Source organism: Frankia sp. CcI156, assembly GCF_001983015.1.
Classification (GTDB): domain Bacteria; phylum Actinomycetota; class Actinomycetes; order Frankiales; family Frankiaceae; genus Frankia; species Frankia casuarinae.
The window spans coordinates 279,318-299,560 of record NZ_MOMD01000001.1; the positions used below are offsets into that span (position 1 = coordinate 279,318).

Annotated in this window: 19 protein-coding genes, 1 tRNA gene and 1 pseudogene; 7 read left to right on the plus strand and 14 right to left on the minus strand. The window is 67.6% G+C overall.

The genetic code is table 11. From position 1 onward, the window contains the following. Positions 1 to 221 precede the first annotated feature (221 nt). On the plus strand, positions 222 to 4,235 hold the full coding sequence (locus CcI156_RS01360) for a LysM peptidoglycan-binding domain-containing protein (RefSeq protein WP_254847222.1): 4,014 nt from the start codon (positions 222 to 224) through the stop codon (positions 4,233 to 4,235). Between the two features lie 71 nt (positions 4,236 to 4,306). Here CcI156_RS01360 and CcI156_RS01365 read toward each other — a convergent pair whose 3' ends face one another. Further along, positions 4,307 to 5,557: an MFS transporter gene (locus CcI156_RS01365; protein WP_108913745.1), complete on the minus strand. Its 1,251-nt coding sequence runs from the start codon at positions 5,555 to 5,557 to the stop codon at positions 4,307 to 4,309. Positions 5,558 to 5,975: 418 nt separating this feature from the next. On the opposite strand from CcI156_RS01365, the gene CcI156_RS27360 reads away from it, so the two are divergent. Together CcI156_RS27360 and CcI156_RS01370 are read left to right on the plus strand one after the other, a co-directional pair. Beyond that, positions 5,976 to 6,107, plus strand: a complete 132-nt coding sequence (locus CcI156_RS27360) for a hypothetical protein (RefSeq protein WP_255353900.1) — start codon at positions 5,976 to 5,978, stop codon at positions 6,105 to 6,107. Positions 6,108 to 6,294: 187 nt separating this feature from the next. Next, a tRNA-Arg gene (locus CcI156_RS01370) sits at positions 6,295 to 6,367 on the plus strand. Between the two features lie 119 nt (positions 6,368 to 6,486). On the opposite strand, the gene CcI156_RS01375 is transcribed toward CcI156_RS01370, so the two are convergent. The 3 genes from CcI156_RS01375 to CcI156_RS01385 all read right to left on the minus strand — a co-directional run bounded on the left by CcI156_RS01375 (position 6,487) and on the right by CcI156_RS01385 (position 8,704). Further along, the gene (locus CcI156_RS01375; RefSeq protein ID WP_254847223.1) at positions 6,487 to 7,965 is read right to left on the minus strand and encodes a tyrosine-type recombinase/integrase; all 1,479 of its coding nucleotides are present in this window, start codon (positions 7,963 to 7,965) and stop codon (positions 6,487 to 6,489) included. Beyond that, positions 7,965 to 8,168, minus strand: coding sequence for a hypothetical protein (locus tag CcI156_RS01380; RefSeq protein WP_023839866.1), 204 nt, complete (start codon positions 8,166 to 8,168; stop codon positions 7,965 to 7,967). The genes CcI156_RS01375 and CcI156_RS01380 overlap by 1 nt, the downstream gene beginning before the upstream one ends. A 236-nt stretch (positions 8,169 to 8,404) precedes the next feature. Next, positions 8,405 to 8,704, minus strand: a complete 300-nt coding sequence (locus CcI156_RS01385) for a hypothetical protein (protein WP_023839867.1) — start codon at positions 8,702 to 8,704, stop codon at positions 8,405 to 8,407. Between the two features lie 150 nt (positions 8,705 to 8,854). Here CcI156_RS01385 and CcI156_RS01390 point away from each other — a divergent pair, with 150 nt between their 5' ends. After that, positions 8,855 to 9,058, plus strand: a complete 204-nt coding sequence (locus CcI156_RS01390; RefSeq protein ID WP_254847224.1) for an AlpA family transcriptional regulator — start codon at positions 8,855 to 8,857, stop codon at positions 9,056 to 9,058. Between the two features lie 6 nt (positions 9,059 to 9,064). Here the strand turns inward: CcI156_RS01390 and CcI156_RS01395 are convergent, their stop codons facing one another. The 7 genes and pseudogenes from CcI156_RS01395 to CcI156_RS01430 form a co-directional block, all read right to left on the minus strand. Beyond that, positions 9,065 to 9,256, minus strand: coding sequence for a helix-turn-helix domain-containing protein (locus CcI156_RS01395; RefSeq protein WP_011434870.1), 192 nt, complete (start codon positions 9,254 to 9,256; stop codon positions 9,065 to 9,067). A 31-nt stretch (positions 9,257 to 9,287) separates the two neighbouring features. Continuing rightward, positions 9,288 to 10,736: pseudogene (locus tag CcI156_RS01400) on the minus strand (replication initiator); the annotation flags it as partial. A gap of 1 nt (position 10,737) precedes the next feature. Next, a complete protein-coding gene (locus CcI156_RS01405) occupies positions 10,738 to 11,241 on the minus strand; it encodes an SAM-dependent methyltransferase (RefSeq protein WP_023839870.1) in 504 nt (167 codons plus the stop codon). A gap of 106 nt (positions 11,242 to 11,347) precedes the next feature. Then, positions 11,348 to 12,171, minus strand: a protein-coding gene (locus tag CcI156_RS23795) for an IS5 family transposase (protein ID WP_139168575.1) whose coding sequence is annotated in 2 segments (ribosomal slippage) — positions 11,348 to 11,823 and positions 11,823 to 12,171 — 825 coding nt in all. Because the reading frame shifts where the segments join, the coding sequence is not laid out codon by codon here. A gap of 393 nt (positions 12,172 to 12,564) precedes the next feature. Further along, on the minus strand, positions 12,565 to 13,065 hold the full coding sequence (locus tag CcI156_RS01420) for a hypothetical protein (protein WP_035729446.1): 501 nt from the start codon (positions 13,063 to 13,065) through the stop codon (positions 12,565 to 12,567). 107 nt (positions 13,066 to 13,172) lie between these two features. Beyond that, complete coding sequence (locus CcI156_RS01425) at positions 13,173 to 13,757, minus strand: ATP-binding protein (RefSeq protein WP_023841921.1); 585 nt, start codon at positions 13,755 to 13,757, stop codon at positions 13,173 to 13,175. Between the two features lie 61 nt (positions 13,758 to 13,818). Further along, entirely contained in the window at positions 13,819 to 14,112 is a 294-nt protein-coding gene (locus tag CcI156_RS01430; RefSeq protein ID WP_076804035.1) for a hypothetical protein, read from the minus strand. A 320-nt stretch (positions 14,113 to 14,432) separates the two neighbouring features. Here CcI156_RS01430 and CcI156_RS01435 point away from each other — a divergent pair, with 320 nt between their 5' ends. The 3 genes from CcI156_RS01435 (at position 14,433) to CcI156_RS26500 (ending at position 16,514) form a co-directional block, all read left to right on the plus strand. Next, on the plus strand, positions 14,433 to 15,323 hold the full coding sequence (locus tag CcI156_RS01435; protein WP_076804036.1) for a helix-turn-helix transcriptional regulator: 891 nt from the start codon (positions 14,433 to 14,435) through the stop codon (positions 15,321 to 15,323). Next, a complete protein-coding gene (locus CcI156_RS01440; RefSeq protein ID WP_076804037.1) occupies positions 15,320 to 15,529 on the plus strand; it encodes a DUF397 domain-containing protein in 210 nt (69 codons plus the stop codon). The genes CcI156_RS01435 and CcI156_RS01440 overlap by 4 nt, the downstream gene beginning before the upstream one ends. 724 nt (positions 15,530 to 16,253) lie before the next feature. Further along, entirely contained in the window at positions 16,254 to 16,514 is a 261-nt protein-coding gene (locus CcI156_RS26500; RefSeq protein WP_254847225.1) for a hypothetical protein, read from the plus strand. Here the strand turns inward: CcI156_RS26500 and CcI156_RS27560 are convergent. The 3 genes from CcI156_RS27560 to CcI156_RS01460 all read right to left on the minus strand — a co-directional run. Next, the gene (locus CcI156_RS27560) at positions 16,505 to 17,371 is read right to left on the minus strand and encodes an aldo/keto reductase (RefSeq protein ID WP_076804038.1); all 867 of its coding nucleotides are present in this window, start codon (positions 17,369 to 17,371) and stop codon (positions 16,505 to 16,507) included. The genes CcI156_RS26500 and CcI156_RS27560 overlap by 10 nt on opposite strands. Further along, positions 17,305 to 18,519 (minus strand): JmjC domain-containing protein, encoded by a 1,215-nt coding sequence (locus CcI156_RS01455; protein ID WP_076804065.1) that lies wholly within the window; start codon positions 18,517 to 18,519, stop codon positions 17,305 to 17,307. Before CcI156_RS01455 ends, CcI156_RS27560 begins: the two co-directional genes overlap by 67 nt. A gap of 1,131 nt (positions 18,520 to 19,650) precedes the next feature. Continuing rightward, on the minus strand, positions 19,651 to 20,243 hold a 593-nt coding region (locus tag CcI156_RS01460; protein WP_217697662.1), incomplete at its 5' end, for a zinc ribbon domain-containing protein.

Here is a 20,243-nt window from a genome sequence, read left to right on the forward strand (position 1 = left end):
TGAGCGCCACGCAACCGGGCACGAGGCCGTGCCCGGAGTGCCCATGCGCCCGACCCTGCGCCTGATCGGGGACGTTCATGTCCACGCCGCTCCCGCCACCATCGACACCACTTCGATCCGCGCGGCCGTCCTCGCCGCCGGCATCGATGACGTCCGCCTCTCCGGCGGCGGCACCGCGGTCACGACGGCGGCTTCCGCGTGCCGGCGACCCTCCCTATCGGATGGTCGATGACAGGGCCGGGAGTGTGCCGGCCCGCCAGCCGGTGCCGGTGGTCTCCGCGGAGCTGCGGTCTCGGGAACGGCTGCGCGCAGCCGGGGCCATCGCTGCGATCGCCGGTGTCGTCCTCGGCGTTCCGGTCGTACTGATCCTGGTACTGGGTCCACCGCTCCAGAGCAGGGACGGAACCGGCGCGGTCGTCCGAGCCATCCTGGCCCTGCTCTTCTGGGCCGCCTGGCTGCACTTCACCGCCTGTCTCATCGCGGAATGCCGAGCCGAGCTGCGCGGTACCGGCCTCGCCCCGCGGATACCGCTGGGCGGCGCCCCCCAGAACCTCGCCCGCCGTCTCGTCGCCACATCCGTGTTGTTCTCCGGGACGACGGTTCTGGTCGCCCCGATGACATACGCCCGGGCCCCCGCCGTTCCGCCTGCGCCCGGCCGGATGGGGACGGCAATGCCGGTATCGACGACCTCGGCGGCCCTGGTCGCTCCGCGGCCGGCTCCGGACGACAGGGCGCCCGCGCTCACGAGGGGTGATCGGGCTCCGGTGACCACGACAACGGATCCCGGCGCCGGCGCACCGACCCAGCAGACCTGGCCGTCACGGCCGGAACCGGGGAGCAGCCCGGCTGGCCCGRCTGGCCGCATGACACCGCGTGTCCGCCACGCCGAGTTGATCAGTCCGATCGCGGATCCGAACGGCCGGCTCATGCCCAACGGGCGCATGATGAAGCTCTACGAGGTGCGACCTGCCGAGGGACGCCACCACGACACCCTCTGGGGCATCGCGGAGCGCTTCCTCGGTGACGGTCTACGGTATCGGGAGATCTTCGACCTCAACGAGGGTCGTGCCCAGCCGGACGGCCGCACGCTGTCCAAGCCATCGCTCATCCATGCCGGCTGGGTGCTGCTGCTGCCCGCCGACGCGCAGGGCGAGGGCCTGCAGACACTGCATGTACCGGACTCCGTCCCGGGATGGCCTGCCGCCGAAACGGGTACCGCGCCCCCCACCCCCGGCGGCTACGACCTCACTGACCTCGACAACCACGGCCCCGGCGACCCGGGCCTCGATGATCCAGAACCCAGCTATCCCGATTTCGAAGACCCCGGGCCGGGGGACAGCGACGGTCGTCTCGGCGCCTCTCGTGCGCTGGCAGTCCTGGATGACACGGCCCCGGTCGTCTCGGCGCGGAACACCGCGGTGGTCACCGGTGGCCCCACTACACCCGGCCTGCTCACGTCCGACTCCTTCGGACCGTCCTCCCAGGGTCTGCTGGGGATAGCAGCCGCCAGCCTGCTCGCCGCCGGAGTCATGGTGGCGTTGTCCACACGCCGGGCGGGGCCGGCGAGCCCCCCGGAGGACGAGACAGAGCGCGCGCTGCTCCTGGCCGCCGACACGGATGCCGCCCGATTTGTCGACCGCTCACTGCGCGTTCTGTCTGCCGGCCTGACCGATCTGGGACGTCTGCTTCCCCCGGTGTACGCGGCGATCCTCACCGACGACCTGCTGATCCTGCACATGGCACCCGCGGAGGAGGAGCCTCCACCGCCCCCATGGACCGTTGGCGAGGCGCCCGGGTCCTGGCGGATCGAGCGGATGCCCGGTCTGCCCGGTGACCAGCCGGCCCAGATGATCGCCCAGATGACGGCCGGCGTGCCGGCTCCGTTCCCGGCCCTCGTCACCTTCGGCCGGGACGACGCCGGGTCACGCATTCTCGTCGACCTGGAAGGCGCTCCGGGCATCATCAGCCTGATCGGCGACCTGGACGTCGCGACGGAGGTCGCGATCGCCGTGGCKATCGAGCTGGGAACCAACGTGTGGTCGGATGATCTGCGGGTCTGTCTGGTGGGTTTCCCGGCCGACACCGGAGCCGACCTGACGACGATCGCACCCGCTCGGGTCTGGACAGCGGACGACCTGAGCGCCGTCCTCGACGAACTCGCCGGACCACAGGACGACGCCGGTCGCACCGGCGTCGATCCGGCACCGGCAGACCCGCCGACCGTCACCGCGGGCGGCCGCGATCGGGTCACCGGCAATCTACGGGCGCTGGCACCCGATCTACTCATTCTCGCGGCCCCTCCCGCAGCCGCCGACGTCGCCCGGTTGACCAGGATGGCGAACGGGCGGGACGACGCCGTGGGAGTCCTCACCGTCGGCGACACCCCGGCCGCCCGCTGGCGCTTCACGGTCGAGTCGGACCGCCGCGTGTCCCTCGGCGTTCTCGGCGTCCAGGTACGGGCGCAGGCTCTGAGCATGACCGAGTACACCTCGATCACCGCGCTGTTCCATCGGGCCGATGCGGCGGGATCTCCCGCCCGGGCCTCGGGCAGCCTGCCGGACGAGAGTCTGCCGGACGAGGGCCCCCCACCACCCCCCGTATCACAGCCGCCCGCCGGACCGATCGTCGCCGGACCCACCGCGACCGGGCCGGCAACTACCCGGCCCGACGAGCCGACAAGGCCACCCTCACAACGCGGCTCCATGCCCGGGGCGCTGCCCTGGACGCCGAAACTCTCAGCCCTCACCGGGCCTGCCTTCCCCCAGCCGCTCTCGACCGTCCCCACTCCGGCAGGCCCACTCCCCGACCCCGGCTCTGCCACACCGGAGCCACGCGGAGCGGAACCGCAGGACATGCACGGTCGCGCCGCGGTCCTGCCCGGCACCGGATTCCCACCCACCATTTCCCCGCCGGACGACGATCCGACGCGACCGCCCTCGAACGGCCGCCGGCTCCCCACCGAACCCCCGCCGCCCACGCCCAAGCCTCCCAGCCCTCCGCGAAGGACCGCATCGGCCGGTCCCKTCCTACCGACCACCACGGACACCGGCGACGCCCCCGAAGCCGCCGGTCTGCTGGCCCATCCGGGGCGACCGCTCATCCACCCGACGGATATCCCACGGGTACCACCCGTGGTCTACTTCGAGACGCCCCGGATGCGAGCGAACCGGCAGGGCCGCGTCCCGGCCGAATCGATCCAGCCCGGGACGGAGGCACCACCTGGACCCCCTGCCCCCCCGCCGCCAACCACCGGGTACCGGACCGCGATCCCACCCCGGCCGCCGATCCCGCCTCCGAACGAACGGCTGGCGGCGGACGCGCACCGTGCACCGCCTCAGACTGCTCGGGCGCGCTACGCCGACGGAGATACCACCGTCCCGGATGTCGGCGTTTCACGGCCCCCGACGGGGACGCCCGGGGCGGCGCCACAGCGTGTGCCGCTCGAAACCACGCCGCCCGCCGATCCCACCGCGCCCGCCGAGGCGCAGGTCCGGATTCTCGGACTGCCCACCGTCGAGGGTCCCGGGCGACCACCCGCCGAGCGCATCGACCTGTTGACCGAGGTCATCGTCTACCTCGCGCTGCACCGGGAAGGCGTGGGCAGTCGGCTCCTCGCCGAGGAGATCTGGCCATCCGACACCACGGAGGAGATCGCCGACGCCGCGTTGACCGAAGCGCGCCAGTGGCTGGGGACCGATGCCAGCGGCTTGCCTCGGATCATGATCGGCCCGGATGGCCGGTGGTGGCTGAGTCCGGATGTGCGCTGCGACTGGGAACTCTTCGTGGCCTACACCCACCGGGCCGGTCTGCCGGGCAGCGACGCCGAGGCGGATCTGACGACAGCCCTGCGGATGGTCAGCGGTCCCCTGTGGACGGATCTGCCTGCCGGGCGGTACCGCTGGGCGACCACCGGGCCAATCGCCCGAAGCACCCGGGCGGGCGTGGTCGACGTGGCGCATCGCCTCGCCCAGCTGACGTTGGACTTCGGTGACACGATGACGGCGATGGCGGCCTGCCGCACCGGGCTACGGGCCGTGCCGACCTCCGAAGTGCTCTGGCGGGACCTGCTGCGCACGGTCGCCGCACGGGGTGATCGCCGGACTCTGCAGGCTGTGGCAACGGAGATGTACCGAACTATCGGTGTCGGCGGGGTGCGTCGCGGCGGGCGGGCCGAGGCCGAGACGGACGCACTGGTGCAGACCCTGCTGCCCGGATTCCGTCGCGGCCGGCGGTAGTGCCCGTTTCCGCTTCCGGGGCAGCCGGCAGAGGACCCGGCCTGATGGCTGGTCGCTGGTCGCCGGTGACGCTAGCCGACCTCGGGGATCTTGGGTACCCCGGAGATCTCCGAGGTACCGGGGTCCGCAGTGAACTCGGCAGCCGCAGCAGGAGAATCGGGACCGCGCAGCGCCGACGCGCAAACCGTGATCGCAACGAGCAGGACGAACACGACGACCATGGCGAACTGCAGGCCCGCCAGCTCGGCGAGCCCACCGATGAGAGCCGGCCCGCACAACCATCCGACATACCCGACCGTGCCGACCACGGCGATGGAGCTGCCCGTCGAAGATCCAAGCCGCCCCGTCGCGGAGAACACCGCGGGCAGCACGCAGGCGGTGCCGACGCCGAGCGTTCCGAATCCGACGATTCCCCCGACCGTGCCGAACGCCGAGGAACCGAGCGCAAGCATGAGCGCGAATCCCACCATCGCGGTCACGGCGAGGCCGCGGACCGTTCGGGTCGGGCCGAACCGTGCCATGGCGCGGTCCCCGAACAGGCGCACGACGAACATGCAGGAGGTGAAGGCCACAAAGCCGATACCCGCGATTCCGACGGCCGCTCCGGCCACATCGGTGAGGTAGACGGCGCTCCAGTCCGCTGCCACACCTTCGCAGAGGAAACTACCGAAGGCGATGACGCACAGTGCGACGAACGGCCGGGCACGGCTGCCGGTGCCGACGGGACCCCGGGGCATCGCTCTGTCGCTGTCCCCGTCCCAGCCATCTCGCCCGTCCCCCGGCGCGACTTCCGGTGCAGCGCCGTCGGGCAGCATCCAGGCCGTGGCGGGTAGGGCGGCAGCGAGACCCAACCCGCCGAGCACCGCGAACTGCACGCCGATCGGGACACTCAGAGCGGCCGCCGCCGAACCGATCCCGGCCCCGGACAGGGCACCCGCCGTCCACGCCGCATGGGCGGAGGTCATGATCGGCCGCTGGTAGCAGCGCTCAATCCCCACGGCCTGGGTGTTCAGGGAGATGTCGAGGCAGCTGCTGGTCGCCCCCCACAGGGCGAGCAGGGCGAACAGAGACCAGGGTCCCTCGACGAGCGGGACCAGAAGACCGGTGGCGCAGTAGGCGGGCAAACCTGCTCGCACCATGGTGATGCTGCCGTAGCGGGTGACCGCCAGACCGATCAGCCACAGTGTCAGAACCGCCCCGATCGGGGCGCCGAGCAGGGTCAGACCGAGCTGCCCGTCGCCGAGTTCGAGCCCCTCCTTGATTTGCGGTATACGCGGCGCCCAGCTCGCAAGCAGCAGAGCCAGCAGGAACAGCGAGCTCATCRTCGCCGCCCGGGCACGGAACAGTACTTGGGCATCGAAGGGCTGGCTCCGAGTCGCGCGGCGCACGCCGCCCGGATCCATCAGGATGATCTCCAGCCGTCGATCTTCATGATGCGCACGCCGCGAGGAGAATTACCCTGCGCCCCGGATCGTTACGCATCATTGCTCCATGCGACGATACCCGATAAGATCGAACAACGCTCTGGCGGCATCCAATTATGCTTCGACAGATCTAATTACGATACATAAAATCTAATTAAGTTACATAAATCCAATTATGATCGACGACACCCGATGACATCCCGATGTCACTATGAGGACCGCTCGACCATGAGGACCTCTCGGCAGCGGGCGCGAACGTGCCCGCCCGATCGGGCACGATGGCGTTCCCGCGGCCGTCGCGTCGGATACTGGCGGGGTGCGTCTGGTCATGCTCTCGGACACGCACCTCCCGGTGCGGGCACGCGAACTGCCCGCCGAGGCGGAGGATCGCCGGCTCAGGGAGGTCGTACTGCGCCGCCTCCCGCCGCGGCGGACGGTCAGCGGTTGACCGTCCGCCGCGCGCCCCACCGGCAACTCCTCCTGCCGGTGCCGCAGCTGCCGATTCGACGATGACCCCACATCTGTCCACACAATAAGCACATGATGAACTACGGAAAGCTACATCCCCCTCGGGGGATCGGTGCCACCCGTCGGGTGCTGTAAGCTGGCACCGCCGGCCACCACGGTGGCAGATCGCGCTCGTAGCTCAACGGACAGAGCATCTGACTACGGATCAGAAGGTTGGGGGTTCGAGTCCCTCCGAGCGCACGCACGGTTGAGACAGGCCAGAGCCCCGCACCCCCATCCAAGGTGCGGGGCTCTGCCGCTTTCAAGACCTCGTGTACTGCAGTTCATACTGCAGTTGGCGAACGGTACTGCGGGACGACTCAGGCGGCACCCTCGTCTGCCTCACTCTCCGTAGCGGTGGTCGGGTTCCGGAGCCGGGTGAGGATGTCGTCCATGCTGCGGGCCGTCCCCCGCCGGACGTCCGCCAGAACGTCAACGTAGATGTCCGCGGTGGTGCCAAGGCGGGTGTGACGCAGAAGCGCRCGAATCTCGTTCAGGTCGACGCCGGCCCGGAACAGCATCGTCGCCGCCGTGTGGCGGAGATCGTGCACGCGGGTGTGCCGCACCTCAGCCCGCTCACACACCGCGTCCCACCACCGGTTGACGTTGCGCGGGTCGACCTTCCGCCCGAGTGCGGTAGTGAACACCAGTCCGGGGTCTTCCCACCGGATGACCTTCAGGTCCGCCGGAGTCCCGGACACCCCCTCGGGGAGGTTCTGCGCGGCCAGCGCCGCCAGGTCCTTTTCCGCCTGGTCCGCTTTGGCGCTGAGGTCGGCTTTCGCGTCGTCCTGCCGCCACCGGTGCTCACGGAGCATCGTGACGACCATGTCGGGCAGTGCGAGAACCGCCTTTGAACCCTTCGTCTTCAGGGCTTCCTCTTCGACGAGTTCCCAGCGCTGCCGGCCGGTCTCCGGATCAATTCCCGCCTTGCGACGCCGCTGCTTGCGCACCACGGCGACCGTGCCCGCATCAAGGTCGAGCGCATCCCAGCGCAGCGCGAGCGCTTCCCCCTTGCGCAGCCCGAGCGCCAGCAGCACCAGCCACAGCGCGGACATCCGGTCCACGAGCGCGACCGCGACAACCCGACGGGCTTCTTCCTCGGTGAGCGCCCGTATCGGCGCATCGGCCTTCCTCGGCGGCTGGACGAGAGCGGCGACGTTCCGGGTCAGYAGTTCCTCCCGGACCGCGTCATTCAACGCCGCGGTGAGGATCACCAGCAGGTAGCGCACCGACCGGRCCGACAGCGGCTTGACGGGCTTGCGTTCGCTCGGTGYCGGAGCCTTCTTCTGTGCTGTCGCGCGTCGAGCCGGGCGAGTCTTCTTCTCTTTCGCGCGTTCTGCCGCCTTGCGGGCCGCCTCAGCCTCCCAGGCCGCGCACTGCGCCAGACCCGCGGACGACGGTTCCGTGAGCTTGCGCGTCATCCAGTGGCGGACGTGCGCGGTGGACAGCTTGCGCAGCTCGTGACGGCCGAGGATCGGCGTGATATGCAGCCGGACCTGATCGGCATACGACTCGRCCGTTGACTCGGCGAGCGTTCCGGCGACCACGCGGGAAGGCAGAACGATGGTCACCCACTGATCGAGATATTCGGCCACCGTCATCCGTGTCGTGACCAGCGGCACCCCGTCCTGCACCGCCCGGAGCGCGGCAATGATCTTCCCTCGGACGTCGTCCTTCGTCTTGCCGTAGAACGTCGGCCGGGTGCCGTCCGGCATACTGATCTGACCGGCCCAACCGTTGCGGTACCGGTAGATCGAGCCTTCGCCGTTGCCGCGTCTGCTGCCCTTACCCTCGGCCATCAGGCCACGTCCAGGGGGTTGCCGTCGGGCCATTCGACGGCGTCGCACCATGGGCAGCCGTAGGGGCTGTCTTCCATGTCGCAGGCGAACTTGGTCTCTCCGTCCGACTGCGGGTAACCGCGTCCCTGGCCGCGGTCGGCGCGGTCGAGGTGGTCATGCAGCGCCTGCATGAGGGTCACCCGCCGTGGGGTGTTGGTGGGCATGGTGGTTCTGGCTCCTTGCCGAAAGAACGGGCGCGGGTCGCGAGTCGCGTGGTCCGGCGCGAGTTGGGGTTTCCGTTCTCTGGCGCTGGGATGGTCTGCCGGGTCGCCGGCCGCGTCCAGGGCGCTATCGCGTCGCTACGCGATCGGCCTATGGCCGACCCTGGACCCGTCCACCGCCCCGACAGATTGAGGCGCCACCAGAGAACGGAAGAAAAATGGGTGGGGCAGAAGAACCGCTACGGGCGGGTTCCGCGTGCCGCCGCCGGTGCCGTCGGGGTGACGCCCCCGGTGGGATCAGGTTCCCTGCCGTCGGGCACTGTCCGGAAGACCATGGTCAGGTCGATGTCGCCGACGTGCTCGGTCAGGAAGGCGTCGACCGGCATGCAGGCGAGGACCTCGGCGATCTCGCGGGCATCAGCACCAGGACGCAGCGTCAGCGCATAGACGCCGGGCCGGACGATGCTGGCCACGATCAGCGGCACGTCTCCGCCGGGGGTTCGGTCGGGATCCGGGGCGTCGGACGGGAAGATGGGCATGGGTCTCTCTCCTGTTCGCGCAGGAAGGGGCCAAGGTTCCGGTCGGGTGTTGCCGCACTCGGCCGGAACCGCCTCAACGCGACTGGACGACCGTCCAGCGACATCCACGGTACACGTGGCGCTGGACGGTCGTCCAGTAGATTGCGGGGTATGACGCAACCGCTCATGGGAGCGGCGGAGATCGCCCGCCGGTTGGGGGTCGGGCGGACGCGGGTGAACCAGCTTCTGAAGGAAGACCCGTCGTTCCCCGCGCCGTATGCCTCCCTGGCCGCCGGTCACATCTGGCGGACCGTCGATGTGGAGGCATGGATTGCCGAACACCGCCCCGACCTGCCCCCGCCCGACGGCCRGTGAGGGTGATCATGCTGCCTGTCCGTCGTCGAGGCCGCGGAGCCGGTGGACGAAGGCGAGCAGCGAGGCGGAGGGGATCCGGCGGGCACGGCCGATGCGGACGGATTCGAGGTCGCCGCTGTTCAGCAGTTCGTAGACGGTGCTGCGGCTGACGCCGAGCAGGTCAGCGGCTTCCGTCGGGGTGAGCAGGAGCTTGGTCACGCAGGCTCTCCAGGGGCTTGCCGGGGTGGGGTCAGGCTGCGTCCGCCAGCGGCGGCCCTGTTGCCGAATCCCCGCCGGCCCCTTCCTCGGTGCCGATTCCGAGCTGTGCGCGCCAGGCGTGCCGTTGGGCGATGGCATGCAAGATCAGATGCTCGCGGCGGGGTGCGGCCGGGTCCCCGGGGCGTAGCAGCGTCCAGGCGATGCGGGTCGGATCGTCCTCGGGCGCGGCCGGTCCGGTGCCAGTGGCGCCCAGTGCCGCGAGCTGCTGGCGGATAAAGACGACCCGATCACGACGGTGGTCGGTGAGGGTCTTGCCAGACCAGCGGCGGGAGACCAGCACCCGCCGGCCGCCGAAGCCGAGGGTTTCGCGCCGGTGGGCTTTGCCGGTGCACCGTCCGGGGGTGAGGCCGCGCCGGGGGTTGCGGGGTTGGATGCCGTAGCGCAGCCAGTTCGCGCACGTCGGGGAGCAGGGTTCGTAGCGCAGGGCATCGGCGAGCCGCTCCACATGCGCCCGCTGCCGGTCACTGCTGATCTCGTGACAGGTGTCGAGGGTCTTCGTCAGGTACTTGGTGAGATAGCCGATCATCCGGCCGGTGTTCACCGAGTTCGCCGTCACCCCGTCCGCCTGGAGTTGCGGACCGAACCGCACGACGTGCGCGGGTTCGTCGTCCTCACCGATCGCGTCGAGCGCCGCATCCCACGAGGGCAGCGGGTCGCCGGCGTCGGGGTCGAGGTAGGCGCCGATGGTGTCGTCCCAGACGGGCAGATGCTGATCGTCGTAGACCGGCCGGTCCGTCGCTGGCCACCAGACCTGGTGGTAGGTGGCCGCCGCCACCAGCCGCAGCATGGTCCGCGGGATGGTGCCGCGGATCGCGGCGTGCAGGTGCGGGGCGAGACGCCGTTGGGGTTCCAGCGCGGCGAAGTACTGGACATCCCAGCCGACCGCGCGGCGCAGGTTCTGCCAGAACCGATCCAGCAGCTTCGGGAAGTGGATCGCGTCCCGTGCCGCCTGCCGGTAGTCGTAGGAGGCCGGGTCCACCGGCGTGCCGTCGGAGTGCACCCGCCCGTACGAGGCACAGGTCAGGGTCAGGAACATCGACGGCCGCCACACCGTCCCGTCCGGCGCGGTGAACGTCCGCCCGACCGTGCGCCGCTCAACGGGCAGCCGGGGCAGATCGGGGGCATCCTGGCGACGACGGGTCGAGCGGACGCGGCGCGGCCGGTCCCGGTCGGCCGGCGCGATCCGGCCCCGCACGCCCAGATCTGACAGTTCCCGGTCCACCTGGCCGATCAGTTCGTCGATCTCGCCGACCTGCCCGAGGTCGCCGGCCGCCAGGACCTCACCGCGGGCTTCCTCCAGGTCCGCCCGCAGCACGGCAAGTGCCTTGGCGTCGTCGGACGGCGGATCCGGGTCGGGGATCGGTTCGTCGTCGAGATGCCATCCGGTCTTGCACTGGGCCATCCGGAGCCGCCGCGAGCGGTCAGGGCTTCCGTCCTGCACCGCCGTAGACCCAGACGGTTTCCGGGTCCGTGGGTGGCGTGTCCGGCTTCCACAGCGGTAGGCGCACCACGCCCGGGTCGAGGACATCCGTCCCGTCGAAGAAGCGGCAGACGTCCGCGAGGCCGCGGAGAACGAGCGGCGCGGCCGTGGTCGCGTAGGTCTCGACGATCGCGCCGACCCCTGGGGGTGCCTGGTCGCCGGTCGCGTGGGACACGACCAGGTAGCTGCCGGACGGCAGACCGTCCAGCAGCCTGCGCACCAGCGCACGCGGTTGGTCGGCGCCGGTCAGGAAGTGCAGGACCGCGACGAGGAACAGCGCAATCGGCCGGTGGAAGTCGAGCACGCCGCGGAGCTCGGCGGCATCGAGGATGAGCCCGGGGTCCCGGAGATCCGCCGCCAGGTAGGCGGTCCGCCCCTGCTCCGACCCGGTCAGCAGCGCACGCGCGTACGCCAGCACAACCGGTACCACCCCTTGGTCACACATGGCAAGTGGTACTCGTGTGTCGGTCGTGAGCGCCGATGGGCGCGCATGGCGGTGTTCTGGGCGCGTAGGCGACGGCGGTTCCTTGCAAGGGAGATTAGAGCGTGTCTCACGTCGAGCGTGGGAGCTTCTTCCAGCAGGTGATCGCGGCAGCCAGGCAGAGGAACCCGAGGAAGTTGTAGCCGTTRCGTTCGTAACGCGGGCTCAGGCGGCGGTAGCCACCGAGCCAGGCCAGGGTTCTCTCGACTTTCCACCGGTGCCGGCCGAGGCGTTCGGTACTGTCCACACCACGGCGGGCGATCCGCACCGCGATACCGCGCCGACGCAGGAAACGCCGTAGTTCCGGCTGGTCGTAGGCCTTGTCCGCACGCAACGTGGCCGGGTGGCGCCGCCGCGGGCCACGGCGGGAACGGATCGCCGGGATACTGGCCACCAGCGGGACGAAGGCCCCGCTGTCGTGCAGGTTCGCCGGGGAGACCGCCACGACCAGCGGCAGCCCGCCCGCGTCGGTCAGGACATGGATCTTCGAGCCCGGTTTGCCGCGGTCGACCGGGTTCGGACCGGTCAGGCTTCCCCCTTTTTTGCCCGCAGGCTGGCCGCGTCCACGATCGCCGATGACCAGTCGACCCGTCCGGCCACACCGTGCAGATCCAAGATCTTGCGGTGCGGTCGAGGCCAGACACCCGCCCGGGTCCACGCCTGGAACCGACGGTGCGCCGTGGGTACCGACACCCCGAACTCGGACGGCAGATGCCGCCAAGCACACCCCGAGGTCAGCACGTAGACCACCGCGGTAAACACCGCCCGATCCTCGATCGGGGCAGTCCCACCGCCCTGCCAGCGGGCCTCGAACCGGGGCAGCAGCGGTTCCACCAGCTCCCGCAACTCGTCCGGGACCAGCCGCCCGGCAAGGCTGCTCCCCAACACATCCATGATCGATATGTACCCCGGGCAGCCACGCAAGACACGCTCTTAAGTCGCGGAGTGCTTGGGTGGGTGTGGCAGGTGCTTTGACCTGCGCCAGTGCGACATCTCAGACCCACCCATCTTTACAGGTGGTCCGGTGGGCGGGCCGATGGGTGCTCCGGTGGGCGGACGGACGGGAAGTTTGGATAATTCATACCGAACAGGAACGTAGCGACCCATGCGGGAGYCTGCGAGCGTGCGGATGCCCAGCGGCCGAGGTCGTCCAGATGTGAACACGTGGCCTGTAGGGCTACGAGTCGGGCTGTCCTTGGGCAGTCCCAGCGGAGCCGGTGGCCTGCGCCAGCGGCGCCCTTGCGGGGTCGCCGCTCAAACAGGGGACCGGCACGGCGACCGGTACGGCTACCCGATCGGCAGGGGGTATGCCGACACAGCGAGGCGCCCGGACGACGCCAGCGCGTCCGGCCGTGCCCTCGGCACCCGGGGCGTGGCCGCCGCCGGTTCCCGGCGGTGGCAGCGGTGGCAGTCGGCCGGTTGACGTTGGCACGTCATGGCGTCGATCACCAGCCGGTCAGCCGGTCGCATCCGGGCGCGGTCGCGGGCGTCCACCAGCATGTGGACGTCCGTTCCATAGGTGGACGCCAGCAGCGCGAGAATCTGCGGGGTCGGCCTGCGTCGTGAATACCCGTCCGGCCAATGCTCCACTTCACACAGATGGGATTCGGTCACCCGCGCCCCGCCGTCCGGATCGATACCAAGCTCGGCCGCGTGGCCGTTGATATGGTCAGCGGCCCGTGTCAGCGTCCAGCCGTACGCCTGCCGGAAAGCTGTGCGAGGACGAACCCGATAACGAACCATGAACTCGTCAGCGATCTCCGCATGGGTCATACCCGCGTCMAGCATCTGGACCCGTAGCGCATTCTGTTCCGCTCTTCCACCAGCTCGCCCCATGTTCCCTCCTTTCTCGGTCAGGTTGCGATGCGTCGTGCCGTGTGTGCGATGGCTTCGGGCTAGCGTCGGCCGGAGGGGGTCCGGTGCCACGGGTCCAGTGCGCGCAGCGCGTCTGCGACCCGCCGCAGGGTCTCCGGGTCGGTGCGGTAGACGACCGGCGCCGTGGGTTCCGGCCCGACCCTCGGTCGCCGCGTCGGCATCGGCGTAGGGGCCTGCGTCGACGGCGGCGTGGCCTGCAAACCACCGGGAATCTCAGCCCAGACAACTTTTCCGCCGGTCTTTACTCTCCACCACGACCATTGGCGCGACAGTGCGTCGACCATCAGCAGGCCGCGTCCGTCCTCACTGAACAGGTCCGGGCTTTTGATACGGGGAGCAGTGTCATTGCCGTCCCGCACTTCAACAAGGACGTATTCTCCTGTCGCGGTGAGCCGTATGGCCACGACGTCTTCCGGGCGGCTCGCCTTCACGGCATTCGATGTCAATTCACAAACGACGAGTTCGACAGTGTTGACGGTGTCGGAGTCGACTGACCATTCCCTGAGCGTGCAGGCCGTGCTCGTGCGCACGTCGGGAAGGGCGGCGGCTGTCGGCGGGAAGTGCGCCACGGCCACCCGGATCACAGGCGATGAGTCACCAGTCATGCTGAGCCCCGTGCGGCGGTCAGCGCGCGGACGGCCGCCGAGCGGCCGATGATCCGGATGGTCACGACCGTGAGTGCTGTGCAGGCTGGYGCCGCGCCGTGTCGGCTGCGGCTGCGCCGAGAGCGGGCAGGTCACAGCCGGGCAACACGGCGAATTCGGCCCACGCCACCAGCCCACAGCGGGCGTGGGATAGGCGGCGGCTGACCTTCGCTACACGGTCGTCGAGTGTCAGGGGGAGGCGGGTTCGCGCCTGCCGCATCCGCACGTGCGCCCACTCGTGGGCGGTGTCGAAGTCGGGGAATGCCCCGAGCGGTCGTCCGTCCGCGTCCCACACCACGAACCGGCGTTCGTCCATGGACTCTCTCCCTTCGGTCTGCGACGGGTAGCCCTCGCGCCGCGCCTCCGTCTCCGTGCCGCAGACAGCAGGGCGCGGCAGATGCCGCCGAGGAGGGCGCCTTGGCAACGCAGAGAGACGCGAGCGTCCGCCGATGGCAGCGCCGTAGGCGGCCAGGCGGCCACTCTCGGCGCGCCTGCTGTCACGCAGAAGTCAAACACCGTGATGACCCAACATGCAAGACTCACAATGCAAGCTGAGAGATGTTGATATTGTTGCGAAACAGCGACCGGAGTCTTTCATTTCGGGTGATGGACTACCCTCAAACCGAAGGAGGGGCGATGCCAGAAGGCACCACGACGACGGGCTCGACCGTGCCGCGCCGCCAGCTCGGCCGGTACCTACGCGATCTTCGAAACCAGGCGAGGCTGACCGTGCGGGCAGCCGCACGGCGCCTGGAGTGGTCCGAAGCCAAGATCTGGCGCATCGAGTCGGGGCTGACCTCGCTTCGGAGCTTTGACGTAGAGATCATGTGCCGGATCTACGGTGCACCCACCGACCTGACCGAGGCGCTGATGGGGCTCGCGAAGGAGACGAAGGCGCGCGGCTGGTGGCACAGCTACGGCGACGTCATCCCGGCCTGGCTCGACCTGTACATCGGGCTCGAAGAGGCAGCCTCTCGCCTCTGGTGCTACCAGTCGGAACTCGTTCCCGGTCTCCTCCAAACAGAGGAGTACGCACGGACCCTGATCAGAGCGGAAGACCCCGATATCGAGAACGACGAAATAGACCGGCGAGTTCATGTACGCATGGCCCGGCAGGCGTTGCTGACCCGAGTGACCGATCCCCCGGTCCTGAATGTTGTTCTCAGCGAGTCGATTCTGCATCGCCCCGTTGGTGGCCCGAAGGTGCTCGCGCAGCAACTCGAACGGATTGCGGRCGTAAATCGGCTGCCTAATGTCACGATCAAGGTAATGCCGTTCAGTGCCGGCCTACACGCGGGCGTCACGTCGGGTCCGTTCGTCGTTCTTCGGTTTCCCGAGAACGGAACCGGAYGAGCGGGGRAACCGCCAACGGTTTACGTGGAGGGACTTACCGGAGCGTTGTATCTAGAGAAAGATCGTGAGGTAGAGCAATACGAAGAGTCGTTCAGCGCGATGTGGGAATCTGCGGCCGAGCGGGACGMGAGCACCAAGATGCTCATTGATCGAGCTAGGAGTCTCGAACCATGAACAGTCACGATCTTTCCGGCGCGGTGTGGCGCAAGAGCAGCTACAGCAACGCTAAGGGTGAGTGTGTCGAGGTTGCATTCCTTGACGGCGGCCTTGTCGCCCYACGAGACAGCAAGAACCATGGAACCGGGCCGGCGCTGGTCTYTACCAGTGCGGAATGGTCGGCGTTCGTGCGTGGTGTGACGGATGGAGAGTTCAYGGCCTGACAGCCGATACGGTGTCCATAGGGCGCCGAGATAGCATTTTACACGTCTTCACTATTGTTGCCCGTCCGCGTGGCGCTTGAGCGCAGGCGGACGGGTGACACTCCGCCCGAGCGACGAGAGAGATAGGGTTTCCATCGTGCCAAACGTCCGCGCTAAATTGGATCTCAGGTCGGGGTCCTATAACGACGTCTTGAAACRTGTCGAGCGATCACTAGACRTTCACTTTGACCGAACTGCGGTCGTGCGGAAGCGACGCTCAATTGRCCTCGCCAGCGATAGAGGAACCTGGGTCCGTGTTGAGGTTCGATCTCCAGAGAAGATGACCGGTCAGGGATGGAACGGAACAGAGACCTCATCGATGCTTCATGGCGTGGCCCGGCCCGTCTGGAGGCAAAGCGTCTCTTGGAACGATCCCGACCAGGATCTCATGTGGAGGGCTGACGAGACAGATTTCGTCGCGGATCATCCCGTTAAACCCGGTGGTATCCTCACTACCGATCCCGACCTTTCTGAGGCGTGGTGGGCGACRCTGAGATCTTCGCTGACCGCGCTTGCCGGGCATTCGACCACCCGGCTAGCTACTCCTCACACMGAGACAATAACGCAAGCGCGGGTGGACCTGGCAATCAGTCGGGCCTGCGGTGGCAAGATCGACACTAGGATCGAGCAATGGTCAGCCRCGCATGCCGACCTAAATTGGGCGAATCTCACGGCACCAGAATGCATGCTGCTTGACTGGGAAGACTGGGGAATGGCGCCGCGCGGATTGGATCCAGCGAACCTGTGGGTCAACAGCCTGGCAATTCCCGACCTCGCTAGCCGCATCTACCGAGAGTACAGAGAGGAACTGGAAAGCAAGACAGGTAAGATCATGACGCTATTTCTGTGCGCGGACATTGTCAGCGCGCCCGCCTCGTATTCAGGGCCGCTTCACGAGCCGGCATGTCAGGCTGTCGAAAGGCTGGTGAAAGACCTTCAGATGTGAGCGCCTCTCTCACGGAGGAGCTGCCGATAACGAGCGATCTGGTCTAGGTCAACCTTTAGCGCTTCGGCTGACACAAGTTCCCTCATATGGTCTGTGCTGCCGGAACTCACGGCTATCCGCGTTACTCTTGGCAGCTCATATGACACACGGAAGACGGCTTGCACATTTGACCCTTCTTCGTTTGGCTGAAGAAAGGTGGCCGCCTTAATTCTCTTCCAGACGTCGCGTGCGGCGTCCCCGCCGAACGGGCTCATCCCCCACAGGCGATCGGACGGGACGCCCAGACGTTGCGCCGCCCGCTCGCTCGCGTCGAGCTGGTCAGACGGCACCGTCAGCCCCGCGCKGACCATGAGCACGTCTGGCGTGGGAGCCTTCGCGAAGAGATCGCCGTCAAGCGCCCGGATCAGCGRCGCCGTATCCCAGGACGATATTCCCCACGACGCGCACAGACCCATGGCTACCGCTTCATACAGCGCCGCGCACGCCGCATCCAAGCGCTCACGGGCTTGTACGGGGCTCACTCCCACAAGGGACTTCTCAGGATTATGCAGAAAGACGACGTCCGGGATGCGTCCAAGGTCGCACGCTGATTCCTCCACCGCACGGCGAAGCCGGCCGGGGTCGAGGGTRTGAACTACCCGTCCGGACTCTCGGAAGAAGCCGACTTTCGTCGAGATGGAGAACATGGAAAGTAAATCGCCCACGACGCTTGAGAGAAGGCGATGCGAGTCGAACCCATGATAGTTGTAGCTTGTGTCTAGGCATTGAATGCCAACGGCAARGGCATCCTCTAAAGCTTGCCGTCTGTGGTCAGACCGGTATAGCCCGAGAATAATTCCGGAGTCAGTTCCGCGCATATGCCCTCCCGGACAAGTATCTCCCCAAGGCGCGCGCCATCGATCCCCGCTGCGGACGATACGTAGTCAAGGCACACAGGATTGCCCGACAGAAGCAACCCAAGGGCTGGTAATGCTTTCCTGGTGAAGACGATCCGTTTCTCCGCCGTCGCGACCGCCACTGTATCGCCCTGGGTCTCTATCTGAGGTGGAAAATCAGTAACGCACACGACCGCGGATGGCGGACCAAAAATGCCGGCTGTGGAGACATACCGGCCTGCGGAGGTGGCATGCGCCACGGATTCCAAGTAATGGGCCGGCGGATGTGACGTAAGAAGACGCGATGCGGCAACAATAATTTTCTCKCCGTCGTTTTGATGTTCTTTCGGGTCTTCTCCCCGCTGATTCAGATCCTCCCGAAACACCTCTTCGCGGCGCGACTGGTCCGCAAGYCAAGCCAACCAATCGACGCCCGTTCGTCTCGTGAACCCAAAGGTAGCATGAAGGCTAAACCCGTCACCTCTGCTGGTGCGGCTCGCCCGATGCCAGTGGCCCCGGGGAATATACAACACGTCACCGGTATTCACGGTACCAGACCACACGATGTCTTTGGGAGGCTCAGTATTGGGTGCGGCGTCGCGGTACATGGGAGCACGGCGAGACGGACCCMGGACCTCCCACTCTTTGTCGCCAGCTAACTGTAGGACGATGACGTCGTGATCATCCCAGTGTAGGGAGAAACCCGCCGCGTCGCCCGTTGTGAGGTACACGTTCGCCTGCACAGGCGCGCGCAACCACCATTGAAACGCTCGGCACGCAACCTCTAGCGTCGGATCAAAGTGGTTGACCGCGTCCAACACCAGGGTGCAGCCTGATTGCAAAAGTCCGGCCAGCCGGCGCATATCGACCATCGGAGTGACCTGCCCTCGCCTCGTCGTGTTCATCTGAAGCAAGGAGTTTGGATGMAGCTCTGATTCGTTTTGAAAGCACCGCATCTGGGGCGAGACAAGGCTTCGTCTCATTATCAGGTCTAGAAATCTGGTCGGCGTGAGCACCCTGGGGCATATCCCAGAATCAGGAAGAGTCCCCCGTAGGAACCGGGAGGGTGTCGAGCTGGGTCTGGACCATGCCAACGCGGTCTTTATATCGCGGATGAGCTGATGATCCATCAACATCCTTTACATGGTGGCTCCTTCGGCCTGCACCCAGATCGCCATGAAAAACCAACCGAAACAGATGAAAGAGAGGCAGGGTCGTACGGCGACAGCTAACGTCGATGCTTAGCCGTCCCTGTTCTCGCCGMTGTCACCGACGGGTCCATCAGAGGTCTGAAAGTCGCCGCGGTCCTGGATCGTGGCCAACTCCTCTACCACGATGACGAGGTCATCCGGTGGYGTCATTGCGCTGGTCTCCTTCCGTGAGCATCAGCCGTGGCGCCCGCGACGATAAGCGAGGCCGAAGCAGCCCAGATTCTGGTTGATTGCGGGCAGCGACTGAAAGATTACCGGACCGCTCCCGGAGTCGCTACCGATTTCGGGAACTCCTTCGGTTCCCACCCGGCCACGGCTGGCACGATGTGCCGGCCGCACCAGCAAGGGCGAGAGCCCCGTGACGCTGGCCTTCGTTATGACCTGCACCCCGGACGTTGCCGACCTGCGGCACCGGGCCGCTGAGCGCCTGGCGAGGCGGTCGGGCAGCGCAGCCCGGCCGGCCGGCCGGCACGATCGTCACGTTACGACCCAYACCGGCAACCTTGGTTGTCAGCCAAGGAGATGCTTCGTCGCGGGTCGGGTAGCTGCCGCTTCGCAATCGACAACCGTGGTTGTCGTGCAAGATCGCTGTGCGGGTCGGGTGCCCAGCGGGGATAGTCAGAGTGGACTGGTTAATGTGGACCATTGATCGCTGGCATCGGCCGCGTACGTCACAGCGTCGCAGGTCAGCGCCCTGGTTCCACCGACGCGCCGTGTCGCTGGCTTTGCACCATCCCGCTGTGACGTCGCATCCTGCTCCGCAGGGGGCGCTTATCGGCACGGTGCCCGCGCGCCGCCCAGGCCGCCGAGAATCGTGCACAGCGTGCCGCCGTCACGGCGTGGGCAACGGCGTGTCGCCGTGACGGTGGCACTCCCGCTGACTCTTCGGCCCCTTCACGCTCGGCCCGCTAACGGTCCAGGGACGGAATCTCTCCCCCCCTGCCAGCGGGGAAGGCGGTTCTAACGTGCCAGTGTGGCTCTCAAAGGGTCATAGCGGGCAGGTACGACGAAGGCCCCGGCAGACGCCGGGGCCTTCTGCGGTGACGTGGGCTACCGGGGGTCGTTCAGGTCTCGCCACACGATCCGCACACGCTGAACATCATCACCCTCGACAGTCCCGTTTCCGCCGACGATCACACCGTCGATCAGTTGGGTGAGGATCACCCGCTTGGCCGCGATGTCCTCGCCSAGCCCGTCCCAGCCCACGGCGCCCTCCACGGGCAGCGTGGCGCGCCGTCGCGCGCTGGTGTGCATCCGGGCCTCGGCCGCGCGGATCTGGCGGACGATGGCCTTGTGGGCATCGTCGTAGGCGTCATCGTCCATCTTCCCGGATGCCCACCGGTCCGCCAGCGCGCTCTTGCGGGCCTCCAACGTCVCCAGCTCAGCGGCGGCCGGGTCGTCCATGGCCACAGGCCGGAGAACCAGCTCGTCGAGACGCCCCCGCACGGCACGGGAGACCAGCCCGACGAGGAAGGCTTCCCCGATTCGGACCTTGGCCGGACAGCGGCCGTCACGCCGCTGGCAGTACAGCCGCGTCCCGTTCGTGCCGTTCCCGGTCAGCTTGTGCCCGCACGAGGCGCAGTAGACGAACCCCGCCAGCATGCGCCGAAGCTTCTGCGCGTTGGTGTTGGTCCGCCGCGAGG

Bases quoted from the DNA above. Each gene is read 5' to 3' on its own strand.
- CcI156_RS01365 (WP_108913745.1), bottom strand. From the start codon at position 5,557: ATGAGCTCGCTGTTCCTGCTGGCTCTGCTGCTTGCGAGCTGGGCGCCG.
- CcI156_RS01380 (WP_023839866.1), bottom strand. From the start codon at position 8,168: ATGCCCACCAACACCCCACGGCGGGTGACCCTCATGCAGGCGCTGCAT.
- CcI156_RS01385 (WP_023839867.1), bottom strand. From the start codon at position 8,704: ATGCCCATCTTCCCGTCCGACGCCCCGGATCCCGACCGAACCCCCGGC.
- CcI156_RS01405 (WP_023839870.1), bottom strand. From the start codon at position 11,241: ATGTGTGACCAAGGGGTGGTACCGGTTGTGCTGGCGTACGCGCGTGCG.
- CcI156_RS01425 (WP_023841921.1), bottom strand. From the start codon at position 13,757: ATGACTGGTGACTCATCGCCTGTGATCCGGGTGGCCGTGGCGCACTTC.
- CcI156_RS26500 (WP_254847225.1), top strand. From the start codon at position 16,254: ATGCTGCTTGACTGGGAAGACTGGGGAATGGCGCCGCGCGGATTGGAT.